This is a genomic window from Lysinibacillus sp. GW823-FHT06C08, assembly GCF_058795135.1.
Map to the genome: position 1 here is coordinate 69206 of NZ_JBXAHN010000011.1, position 12557 is coordinate 81762.

Genomic DNA, 12557 nt, shown 5'->3' on the forward strand with positions numbered 1-12557 from the left:
ACTTATGGGAGGTCTAGGAGCAATTGGTGTACCTGGGTTAATTATTATTTTAGTTATTGTATTAATTGTATTTGGCCCAAAAAAATTACCAGAAATCGGTGGAGCAGTTGGTAAAACGTTTGCAGAATTTAAAAAGTCCACTAAGGGACTTATAGACGATGATGATGATTCGGTGAAAAAGGTCGAAAAAAAATCTGATGCTTCGTAGGAGGGTTTCCTATGGATCCTTATGAGGATGGAAAAAGAAAGTTTTTAAGCCCTCTTGATAAACCACAAGCTGAGCCTCCGTTACCTATGGAGGCTTTAGTTGAAATACAAGCGAAAAAAATGGAAGAGCAGCATATAGCAGATGAACCTCTTATACCGGTTAACTCGTTATTAGAACATCTTTCAGAACTACGTAAACAAATAATAAAAGGGCTAACGGTCTTTATCTTATTTTTTATTGTTGTTTTTTCTACTATTAATATATGGTTCCCCTTTGTAACTCGTGGTCATTCTCTCATTATTTTAGGACCGCTTGAGGTCGTTAAATTTTATATGACTATTTCAACTACCTTATCATTTGGTCTTGCTATGCCATTTCTTGTTCATTTTTTGTGGAGTTTTGTAAAACCAGGGCTAAAGGAAGCGGAAAGTCGATTTTTAGGACTCTATGCACCCGTTATGCTGGCACTGTTCTTATTGGGAATCGCTTTTGGCTATTTTGTTGTAAACCCTCTAAGCTATTCATTTTTAGTCGGCATAGGTGCTACCAATTTTGATGTCATGGTATCCGCTAGTGAATATATGCATTTTTTAATTATGACTACAGTACCGCTTGGACTATTATTCGAATTACCCATCGTTGCCCTGTTTTTATCAGCTATTGGAGTACTGACCGCTGAATCCATGAAAAAAATACGAGGCTGGTCATATATCGGAATGGGTGTAGGCTCCGCTGTCATAACACCGCCCGATTTTATTAGTCAACTCCTCGTATTAATACCTATGATTATTTTGTATGAAATAAGTATCTATCTTGTCAAACGCATAGAACGAAAACAAATTGAAAGCACTGCGTAAATTTTACGCAGTGCTTATTTTTTCTTTAAATCCATGACAATAATTTCTGGTAGATTAAAAATGCGGTATGGTACCGAGCTATTGCCCAGACCACGACTAACCACCATCTTAGTCGTTCCTTCATCATAGACACCAGCCGTATATTTCGGAAATAGCCCCTGTCCAGGTGCAACAAGTCCTCCAAGACCTGGAATACGAACTTGCCCACCATGTGCATGCCCAGAAAATACTAAGTCTATGCCATCATTTACATACGTATTAAACACTTCAGGTCGATGTGCCAGTAACATCTTAAACATATCATCTGGTAAATAAGCTGTAGCCAACTCCAACATTTCTTCTGTTGATCTACCCATTAACGGATCTTCAATTCCAACAATCGCCAAGCGCTCCCCGTCGCGCTCTAACACGGTCGATTCATTGGCCATTATATGTACTCCTAACGATGATAGCGCCTCATAAATTTCACTTACCTTATTCGTCGCCACTTCATGGTTTCCTAGTACATAATAAACATCCGTTATTTCAACTAGTCCCTTCACTGCCTGTAGACTTTGTTTTAAATCATAGCGATTGCTATCAATCACATCACCTGTGATAAAAATATAGTCAGGATTTGTTTCCTTAACTTTAGCAATCAGTTTTTTCTGATTGTTACCAAAGAGGGCATCATGTAAATCCGATACTTGTACAATGCGTAGCCCATCAAAGCTGGCAGGTACCTTTTCTGATTCGAATACATGCTTACTAACGACTAGCCAGTGATTGTTTACGTACAAAAAAATGACTATAAAAACAACGAAAAAAACACCATATAATAATTTTTTCAATCGCAATCGCTCACTTTGCGGCTACTTTTTTTCAGAAAAAAATTCTGACTTCCCTATTATAAGCAAAAAACAAATTGATTGTAAGTATATGCACTTTAATTACATAAAATGCACAAAATTCAACTATACCCCTCCCCCCTTTATAGGAAATCATGCGCATTTTATCTATTCGTAGTCAGCTTTCACATGATATAATATGGGTATAATTTCATAATTATGTACATTCAAAAATTTTAACTATCTGTACCTTCCAATTTGACAAGAATGAGAGAACAAAGATGAGAAAGCTATTACTTATTTTTATTGTTATTAGTATTGTAGCGATTGGGTTAACAACTCAATTTCTTAATAATGAAAGCCCAAATGCGCCTAAAGCAGTTGCAGGTGTAATCGATCTTAGGCAGTATGACTTGCACGAAAACACTGTAAGTTTGGATGGAGAATGGGATTTCATTCCTAATAAATTATTGAATTATTCCGAAATTGACACCTATCATTCTTATTTAGTAAATGTCCCTTCACTATGGTCTAGGTATAAGCTGGATGATCAAACTTTCACTTCACTTGGTAGCGGTACCTATCGTTTAAAAGTTCTTATTAATCATACGGATGCTATATTGGGCATAAAAACAGGTAATATTCGAATGTCAAATGCCATTTACATAAATGAAAAACGTATTGGACAAAGTGGAGAACCTGCCGAGGATTCGACATATGTACAACAAAATGTACCGTATGTTGCTTATTTTTCGCCTGACAAGGATGAACTGGAAATCATCATTCATGTCGCTAACTTTGATTATGCATCAGGCGGAGGAATTATTGGTTCCGTTTTTATCGGAGATCAAGAGAGTATTGGTAAATTAAGAGAAAGCTCACTTTTCTACGATTTAATTACTATTGCTGCCTTTTTTACAATGTTTATTTATTTTGCTGGTTCCTACTTATATGCCAAGCTTGAAATTGAGCAGCTTTATTTTTCTTTATTCTGCTTTATGGTTGGTTTATACAGTATATCTCATGGAGAAAAAGTATTAATGGAATTACTCCCTATCACCTATGAATCCCTGATACGAGTCCAAATCATTTCAAGTATCGGCTCAGGTATCTTCATGCTGCTGTATTTTTACCATGCCCTCCAGCAAATTGCCTATAAAAGGTTCGTGAAAGTACTTTGTATGATTGGCATTGTCTTATCAGCTACGGTGATGCTCCCCATATCCATTAGCTCATACTTACAAGCCGTCTATTCTATATATATTTTAATCAATATCTTTTACTTGCTTTATATTCAAACGATCGCAATCTTTAAACGTTTAGTAGGCGCTATTTATTTATGGTTTAGTACTATGGCAATTCTTATCTATATGGTTGTAGCTACATTAAATCTCAATATTAATTTAGAAATCTACTCTTTACCTCCTTTGCTTCCCTTTATTTGTTTAACGATGCTCTCTCTTTATATTTCACATCGTTTTACAGATTCCTACTTGGAAAAAGGAAGATTAACAAATGCTTTACTCCGCGTGGATAAATTAAAAGATGAATTTCTCGCAAAAACGTCACATGAGTTTCGCACGCCATTACACGGTGTAATTGCCATTTCTCAGTCCATGCTAGAGCCCCCTGAGAGCTCAACACTAACGATGGAACAAAAGGAAAAAATATCACTTATATTTAATATTACAGAAAAGTTATCACATCTTGTTAATGACATAGTAGATTTTTCAAAGTTAAAAGAGGGTGAGCTAAAGTTACGCCTGGCTAATGTAGACCTTTATTCTGTCACCCATGTTATCGTTGAAATATTGTCGTACATCGGCAATAAGGACGTAAAGATTTACAACTACATTGAACGAGGAAAATTTATTGTTGCAGACGAGGATAGACTGCGACAAATTCTTTATAACATTATTGAAAATGCTGTTAAATATACTAGGCATGGAAAAGTGGAGATATCCTGCTATGAAGAGCAGGGGTTCCTTACTATTGAAGTAAGTGACACTGGTCGAGGTATTGCCCCAGAGCATTTAGAGTCGATCTTTGAGCCCTTCCGACAACTAGAGGATGCAAGTAAAGGGGCTGGACTTGGTCTAAATGTAACAAAAGAACTTGTCAATTTGCATGGCGGGGAAATCACTGTCCATTCAGTGGTTGATCAAGGAACAACTTTCTGCGTCAAACTACCAGTGGAGCCAATTAAGCAAGATCAACAAGAAAAGCAACAGCAAAATAAAATTATATTAACAAAAGACTATTTACCAATAACTTTCCCCTATTTTAAGGAAAGAACATCGGGTAAGAAAATATTGATTGCAGATGATGATCATATTAACCTCAAAGTACTAATCGATATTCTTGCAAAGGAGAACTACGCAATCATTGCTGTTGATGATAGTCGGCAAGTTTTTGAACAATTAACATTGCATCCAGATATAGACTTATTGATTTTAGATATTATGATGCCCAACCTTTCTGGATATGAAGTTTGCCAACAAATCAGAAAAAACTATTCTTCGGCGGAATTACCAATTCTAATGCTTACAGCAGCCATTAGACCAGAGGATTTACTTGCAGCATTCCAATCTGGAGCAAATGATTTTCTCCATAAACCATTAGATACTGCTGAATTGAAGACAAGAGTGCGAAATCTTATTTTATTAAAGGAATCAGCAGAAACTGCCATTAAAATGGAAACAGCGTTTTTGCAGGCACAAATAAAACCACATTTTATTTATAACGTTTTAAATTCAATTTTATCGCTAAGCTATTTAGACTTGGATAAGGCCCGTATTATGATAACTGACTTTGCTACGTTCTTAAGAAGCAGCCTTGCTTTTGAGAATACAAATAGCCTTATTCCTCTAGAACAGGAGCTTCTGCTAATTCAAGCTTACGTCAATATTCACCAGACGAGATATCCTGATCAACTTGAATGGGAAATTCAGATGGAGGAGCCATTACCTATACTGATTCCCCCTCTGCTACTTCAACCGTTAGTAGAAAACGCTCTTTTTCACGGTTTAAAAAACAAGCGAGCAAATGGAAAAGTATTAATGACTATTAAGAAAGATCAACAAATGATTGATATTCAAATTGAGGATAACGGTAACGGAATGACACAAGATTTAGTTGAAAAAGTTTTATCAGAGGAGCCCTCCGTTCACCAGAGCGTCGGAATCCGCAATATTACCAAACGTCTAAGAAAATATGAAAAGACCACTTTCCATATCGAAAGTATTGTCAATAAAGGAACGACTGTAAAATTAAGATTCCCACTATTTTTGGATGAAAAGAGGTGAAAGAATGTTAAAAGCAATCATTGTGGACGATGAAATTTTAGCAATCAATTTATTAGAAGCTATGTTAAAGGACAATGGAGCGATTGATGTGATTGGAAAATTTCTCAATCCTTTAGAAGCTATAGCAAACATTCCTACGCTCAAACCCGATATTCTTTTTCTAGATATTGAAATGGCTGAGATGAGTGGTATTGATTTCGCTAGTAAGATAGAAGAATTAACGCATGTTCTGGACATCGTGTTTGTGACTGCCTACGAGCATTATGCGATTGAGGCGTTTTCTGTTCAGGCTATTGACTATATTTTAAAGCCTATTGAAAAAGCCCGTTTAATGAAAACAATAGAGAGGATTTCTATACGAAGGGGGAAAGTTCAGCAACTATCAGATGGAAGTATACGAAATGAAGATGTTCAAGTCATCGAAAATTTCCACTTCCACCTACATTCAGGAAAGATGTACATCGATGGAGTGGCTTTAACCTTATCCACTAAAGAGTTTCATATTCTATATTTTCTAGCACAGCGACCAGGGCAAATTTTTCATCCATCTGACCTATATAAGCTCATTTGGGCAGAAGATAGTTTAGGACAAACACAGGCATTAAAAGTTCACATAAGCAATTTACGAAAAAAGCTGGAGTCCATCCCCGGCCATCAAGCTAACATTGTAACGGTAAGAGGTTCTGGTTATCAATTCCTCTTTACATAAAGACAAAAAGGCACGACGATTAGTTAATGAAATCGTCGTGCCTCGTTTTATTTTTTTGCCGCTTCTTGAATGTCATAAAATGCCCAATGCACGCTTGGGACATCCTTAAATATTGGCTTTTGATGTTCTGTCGTTACTTGACGAGCAAACAAACGATTTAGGACTTTTACTGCTTGCGCACGTGTTAAATAACCATCTGGATTAAATGTTAATGCCGTCGTACCCGTCATAATACCACATTCATTGACAGTATGAATCGATTTAACAGCCCAATGATTGACGCTCACATCTTTAAATATTGCACTTTGTGAGGGCGGTTTACAAAAGTCGCCATTTGGACGATTTGCATATTGCTTTTCTATCCAGCGGGCAGCCACTGTTGCCATTTGTGCACGGGTAATCAAGCCATTTGGATTAAAGTTGGTTACTGTAACCCCTTCAAACAGACCCTTCTCCTTCACAAATTCTATTGCATATTTAGCATCATGTTGTATTGTATCTGTATAGTTTGCCTTCGCTTGTGGAATTGTATTATCTGTTAATTGACGAGCAAACATCATGGCCATTTGTGCTCGTGTAACAGGGGCATTGGGACGGAAGGTACCATCTACATAGCCTTGAATATACGCTGTATGTGTAATGTCAATCGTAGGCTCCTCCACATCTTCATCTTTTGGTAAATAAAGAATGGAAAAGGTAGAGAATTTTTGAACCTCAAATTGTAAACCTAACATATCTTTTTGATAATCTATAACTTTCCCACGTAAAAATTCTTTGGTACCATCGCTATGCTCGATATAGATAGCTAGGTTATTAAGCTGTTCTTCGGATAAATCTTTAGGTAAAGGTAAGGTTAAAGTTACTGGGCGATTTTGCATATTAGTCTCAATTTTCATGGGCCGCTCTACTACCTTACTAAATGAACTACCCGTTATCTTTTGATCTATGAATTCACGCTTCACCCGCTCTTCGATTTTTAATCGATCTTTTTCCTCACTTAACGGGATTAGACGGAAATATAAATTGTCATTAAATGTCGCCAATGAATATTTAGATACATCGATTTTCACATTGTAGGCCGAAATATTTACATTCAATTGATTGTTTTTTAACAGAGTAACAATATTATTAGGCATTGATATATCAATTTGTTTTACTCTATCCTGTGAATCTGGAATTACGATACGTGCTTGATCTGAACCTTCCTCTTTTAGTTTAGTAATAGCTTCCGACATATTCTTTTCGGTTAAAATTACTTCATCTCTCATTGATCCATCTGTATCTTTTAATCGTTTAATAGTCGTTTTAGAAACCGTTTCTCCACTACTTGATTCTATATTTATAGTAATAATTTCTGGAGAAAGAGTTTCTGCATATTCAGAGAAAGTTGTATCCTTACTATTACTTGGAGCATTTTCTCTCGTAACTAAAATTGTATATTCCCTTTGACTACCATCTTCAGCAGTTACAAAAATCTTTATTGTATTTACACCTGTTACAAGCTTTATTGCTTCGGTACTTGCCTTACCATTTATTGTTACTATAGCTTTTTCATCCTCAGCTATTGGTTTTAAATATATACGATCTACTGTACTTGGAACATGGGTTGTATAAGACAATGTATTTTTGTTAAATGGTGTATTTAAAGTACCATATGAAATTGTTAACTCCTTTAAAAATGCATTTTGATTAGGAGAAAATGCTTTAACATGAATAGAGAAAACTTTAGTTTCCACATATTCACCTATAGTAATTTTAGCAGTCAATGTAACCATTTGATTTCCTTTGTCTGCAGATGGACGTATAACGGTTCCATTATCTTTCACTACTTCGGGCTTGTCAGATACCCAAGTAATTGTCGCACCATTTTCTCCAATAATCGGTAGAACAAGATTTTTAGTTACATTTTCTGAAGAGTCATCTTGAGAATAGACAATAGTAAGTGCATCTTTATCAAGTTGTACTTTTTGTTTTAAAATACTATTAACTTTACTATCCAACACAGATTGTAAAGTTTCTATTGCAGCATAACCTTGATTAGGACGTGCCATCATAATTTGCTGACGGACACTATCTTGATCTTCAATCGTAAGGAGATTAAAATGACTATAATTTAAATGATCATCATCAATAAAAATGGTCCAAAGTGTAAGTTCATCTGTCGCATTGTTAACATTTATAAGGTATGAACGATCATTAACTGCATTTAAATAAACTTGTCGCAATGTACTTGTAGATTGATACCCTGTCTGTGGACGTTCGACTAGTAATTTATTTGCCAAATAATTCTGATCGGCTAATTTAAAATTTTGAAATAATTCATTTCCTTTAGCAGAGTAATGTAATACATGCCAATCCGTAGTCATGGCCAATTTCATTTCTTCGTTATTAGCTGCTGCATTAAATGAATAATAATTACTTTTTGCTGCTACAGGAGATATAGGTATCATATAAATTACTAAAATAGTTAGCAGCATTACATTCATTACTTTTCTTTTAGAGTTTCGAATAACAATCACCCTCTCTTTTTTAGAATCAAGTTTTAATAGCGACCGATTGTAGAATAGTCATCTTTAAGCAATAATAGCCACTCTGAATGATTAAAATTTGAAGTACCCGATTGTAGCCTTTTATCTCTTATATAGCCACCGCTACTTTGCAATATAGAGACGCTCGAATCCCTAGCTCCTAACATATCTATAACATTGCCATTACTGTCTTTTAACGTAATTGACACTGTTATTTTAGTTGCATCTCTGAAAACAAATTCCTCATTGAAATATGGCGAAACGGTCATATCAAAAAAATCATAAAAATAAGAATGGATGACTACAAAATTAGTATTTGGATGTATTAAAGGTATATTTAGTGTTTGGACCGTATGTTGTTTAAAAATTAAGTTATACTGCTGTATTTCTACTTTATAATTTGATAGTGGAACCATTGTTGCATTATATATTTCTAGGACATCATTATATTCTCCGTTTTGCACAAAGTCTGATATAAAAAATCCTGGGGCATCTACACTGGCTATAAAGCTTGTAGATACTTGTCCTCCTTTTCCATCATCTGCTGTAATAGTTATAATGCTTGTCCCCAATGAATGTTGAGTAATTTTAAGTGACGTGCCATTCAGACTAGCAGTTACCACTCCACTATTACTTGAGCTTACAGTCAAGGTTAATGGGTCGTTATCATCATCTGAAAATATATCATCCACTAAGACATTCCAACTATCGCCACCCATTGTTGCTCTCTGATTACTAATGGTCTTAGCTACTTTTGGGGAATGATTTACAGTAGGAGTTGTTACAGTAACTAAAAAGCTTGTAGATACTTGCCCTCCTTTTCCATCATCCGCTTGGACTGTAATTGTACTTACGCCAGCAGCAATCGGCAGAACAGTAATGGTTTGCGCATTTATTTGAACAGTAGCAATGGATTCATCACTGGAAGAAACGTTTACTGTGAGAACATCATTGTCAGCATCTGAAAAAATACCACTTCCATCTATAGTGATTACATCACCCACAATACCTAGTTGGTTACTTATAGGTTGCGCAACTACAGGAGGTTGGTTTGGTGGACTCGTTACGGTAACCTCAAATGTTGTCGTTTCGCTCCCTCCGTTACCATCATCCGCTTGTACTGAAATGACACTCTTACCTATGCCTACTAGCTCGATACTTATCATTTGAGAATTCAGTTGCGCTGTAGCAACAGATTCATCATTGGAGCTTACTGACAATGTTAAAGGATCATTATCTTCATCCGTAAATACATTACTTGCATCAATCAGAATTGGCGGATCACCAACATGCCCAGTTTGATCATTTATTAATTGCGTTACTATCGGTATATTATTCGACTTAGGTAAAACTTCTATTTCAAAACTACTGCTTGCTCTCCCTAACTTTCTATCATCTGCACTAATCTTTATTTTTGTCTTTCCAGGGGATAGCGCCTCAAGTGTTAATAAATTTGAACTTACCTCGGTTGTAACAATGCCCACAGTTTCAGTAATAGCTTTAAGTATTAAAGGATCATTATCGGCATCATAAAATAACTTACTTAAATCAATGACAATTTTCTCTTGACCAAGTGTCATGGATTGCTTTGGAATTATTTCAGAAGCTACAACAATCGGTGGTCGATTAACAGATGCTGCATAGGCTACTTTTTCTTGAAAACAAAAACTACAGATTAAAGTTAGTAAAATGGCTATCACAAGACATTTTCTTTTTCGATACAAAGTGACCCCTCCTATTTTTGAAATTATGTAAATACAAAAGTTTGCAAACTCTCTCCTTTATCATGACTTTTAACTCATTTTTTATTATATACCAGTACTAAAAACCTAACTATAGAATATTATAATGACAAAAGTTAATTTTTCTTAACCTTTATTTGATATACCAAAGACGATTTTGTATTCTTTACTATCAGGTCGGATTTTTATGAAGTAACAAAAAGAAAACCCAAACTCTTACAAACTCAAACTGAGAGTTTTGTAAAATTGTTCGGGCTTTCATTGGCTAAAGTACACACATTACATAGCTTTTTAGCTAATTTTCGTTATTTACTATGAATATGTTTTACTGCCGCTTCTTGAATCTCATTAAATGCCCAATGATCACTTGGGACATCTTTAAATATTGGAATTTTATGTTCCGTTGTTACTTGACGCTCAAATAAGTGATTAAGTATCTTCACTGCTTGCGCCCGTGTTAAATAACCCTCGGGGTCAAATGTGTCTGCCGTTGTACCAGTCATAATATCCCTCGCATTAACAGTATGAATGGCTTGAACAGCCCAATGATTATTACTAACATCCTTGAAAACTTTACTTTGTGAAGTTGGTTTACAAAAATCTGCGTTTGGATTGTTTACGCAATGCTTTTCTATCCAACGAGCCGCTACTACAGCCATTTGGGCACGTGAAATGAAACCATTTGGTTGATAGCTTGCCTCCGTAACGCCGTTAAATAAACCCGTATGTTTCACAAATTCAATTGCATCTTTGGCGTCATGCTGAACAGTATCTGTAAATGTTGCCTTCGACGTAGGAATTGCATTAACTGTTAGTTGTCTAGCAAACATACTTGCCATTTGGGCGCGAGTTACAAAAGTATTCGGTCTGAATGTCCCATCTGCATTGCCGCGAATATAGGCTATATGTGTTGTTGGTTCCTCCACATTTTCAGGCAAATAGAGCATAGAGAAGGTAGAGAATTTCTGAACTTCAAATTGCAAACCTTGCATATCTTTTTGATAATCTACGACTTTCCCACGCACTAACTCTTTTGTGCCATCGCTATGCTCGATAAAAATAGCTAAATGATCAAGTTGTTCTTGAGTGATATTTTTTGGTAATGGCAGTGTTAAAGTAACAGGACGATTTTGCATATTCGTTTCAATTGTCATCGGACGACCAATTAAATGCACTTTTTCACTTTGTATTGAATTCTTAATTATATCTTCTTCTACTATTCTTTCTTCCACTCGATGTTGCTGTTCCGATGTCTTAATAGGAACTAAGCGGAAGTATAAATCATCGTAAAAGTTCAATAAATTTGGGATAGAAATCACTACATTCGCAGTAGCCATTTCTAACTTTATGTTTCCAGAACTTAATTGCGCTATTGAAGATTTGGGAATCTCAATGACAATTTCACTAACTTTATCATTTGTATCAGGAATAATAATCCGAGCAATATCATTCCGCAATTGTTTCGCTTTTTCTATTGTTTCCTTAGCAATATCCTCTGACATGGAAACATGATCCTTTATAACGCCATCTGGCATCGTTGTACGAGTAATCGGTGTTTTAGATAAATTTATCCCATCTTCTCCTTCAACCTCTACAATAATACGTTCTGTGTTTGTTGTAGGAGTAGAGCTTCCACTGGTACTACTACTATTATTGCTGGTAGGTGGTGATACATTACTGATCCACTTGGCATAAATAGTCATGTTTCTTGTAATAGAACCACTTTCGAAGTCAAATAGTTTTTCCAGTGTATTGCTTGAGTACCAACCTCCAAATGTGTAGCCTGCTTTCGTTGGCACTGACGTTGGTTTATTTGCTTTTCCTCCATGGGCTACAGATTGTTGGGATACTGCACTTCCTCCATCCGTGTTAAAACTTACGGTATACGTCTGTGCGTTCCACTTGGCGTAAATTGTCGTGTTTTCTGTAATGACATTAGTAAAATCATAGACTTGTGTGCGGCCAGCATCTGTATACCAGCCTTCAAATGTGTAGCCTGCTTTTGTCGGTGCTGGGGTTGGCGCACTCGCTTTTTCACCATAGGCTACGGATTGGTCGGATACTGTACTTCCTCCATCCGTATTAAAACTTACGGTATACGTCTGTGCGTTCCACTTGGCGTAAATTGTCGTGTTTTCTGTGATGACATTAGTAAAATCATAGACTTGTGTATGACCAGCATCTGTATACCAGCCTTCAAATGTGTAACCCGCTTTTGTCGGTGCTGGGGTTGGCGCACTCGCTTTTTCACCATAGGCTACGGATTGGTCGGATACTGCACTTCCCCCATCCGTGTTAAAACTCACGGTATACGTCTGTGCGTTCCACTTGGCGTAAATTGTCGTGTTTTCTGTGATGACATTAGTAAAATCATAGACTTG

8 protein-coding genes are annotated in these 12557 nt (G+C 36.1%); 4 read left to right on the forward strand and 4 right to left on the reverse strand.

Going from position 1 to position 12557, the window contains the following annotated elements:
* Positions 1–4: 4 nt before the first annotated feature.
* On the forward strand, positions 5–208 hold the full coding sequence (tatA, locus tag AC1Q6O_RS20265) for a twin-arginine translocase TatA/TatE family subunit (RefSeq protein WP_036122204.1): 204 nt from the start codon (positions 5–7) through the stop codon (positions 206–208).
* Between the two features lie 11 nt (positions 209–219).
* Complete coding sequence (gene tatC / locus AC1Q6O_RS20270) at positions 220–1065, forward strand: twin-arginine translocase subunit TatC (protein WP_089986895.1); 846 nt, start codon at positions 220–222, stop codon at positions 1063–1065.
* Between the two features lie 14 nt (positions 1066–1079).
* On the opposite strand, the gene AC1Q6O_RS20275 is transcribed toward tatC, so the two are convergent.
* The gene (locus tag AC1Q6O_RS20275) at positions 1080–1895 is read right to left on the reverse strand and encodes a metallophosphoesterase (protein ID WP_089986894.1); all 816 of its coding nucleotides are present in this window, start codon (positions 1893–1895) and stop codon (positions 1080–1082) included.
* A 278-nt stretch (positions 1896–2173) separates the two neighbouring features.
* Between AC1Q6O_RS20275 and AC1Q6O_RS20280 the strand changes: the two genes are divergently transcribed.
* Positions 2174–5197: an ATP-binding protein gene (locus AC1Q6O_RS20280; protein ID WP_089986893.1), complete on the forward strand. Its 3024-nt coding sequence runs from the start codon at positions 2174–2176 to the stop codon at positions 5195–5197.
* A 4-nt stretch (positions 5198–5201) separates the two neighbouring features.
* A complete protein-coding gene (locus AC1Q6O_RS20285; RefSeq protein ID WP_089986892.1) occupies positions 5202–5906 on the forward strand; it encodes a response regulator transcription factor in 705 nt (234 codons plus the stop codon).
* Between the two features lie 47 nt (positions 5907–5953).
* On the opposite strand, the gene AC1Q6O_RS20290 is transcribed toward AC1Q6O_RS20285, so the two are convergent.
* The 3 genes from AC1Q6O_RS20290 to AC1Q6O_RS20300 form a co-directional block, all read right to left on the reverse strand.
* Positions 5954–8392: an S-layer homology domain-containing protein gene (locus tag AC1Q6O_RS20290; protein WP_090078140.1), complete on the reverse strand. Its 2439-nt coding sequence runs from the start codon at positions 8390–8392 to the stop codon at positions 5954–5956.
* A gap of 56 nt (positions 8393–8448) precedes the next feature.
* Entirely contained in the window at positions 8449–10158 is a 1710-nt protein-coding gene (locus AC1Q6O_RS20295) for an RTX toxin (protein ID WP_089986890.1), read from the reverse strand.
* 323 nt (positions 10159–10481) lie between these two features.
* A partial coding sequence (locus tag AC1Q6O_RS20300) for an InlB B-repeat-containing protein (RefSeq protein WP_492402066.1) occupies positions 10482–12557 on the reverse strand: 2076 nt, incomplete at its 5' end.

Bases quoted from the DNA above. Each gene is read 5' to 3' on its own strand.
- AC1Q6O_RS20280 (WP_089986893.1), top strand. From the start codon at position 2,174: ATGAGAAAGCTATTACTTATTTTTATTGTTATTAGTATTGTAGCGATT.
- tatC (WP_089986895.1), top strand. From the start codon at position 220: ATGGATCCTTATGAGGATGGAAAAAGAAAGTTTTTAAGCCCTCTTGAT.
- AC1Q6O_RS20285 (WP_089986892.1), top strand. From the start codon at position 5,202: ATGTTAAAAGCAATCATTGTGGACGATGAAATTTTAGCAATCAATTTA.
- tatA (WP_036122204.1), top strand. From the start codon at position 5: ATGGGAGGTCTAGGAGCAATTGGTGTACCTGGGTTAATTATTATTTTA.
- AC1Q6O_RS20290 (WP_090078140.1), bottom strand. From the start codon at position 8,392: ATGAATGTAATGCTGCTAACTATTTTAGTAATTTATATGATACCTATA.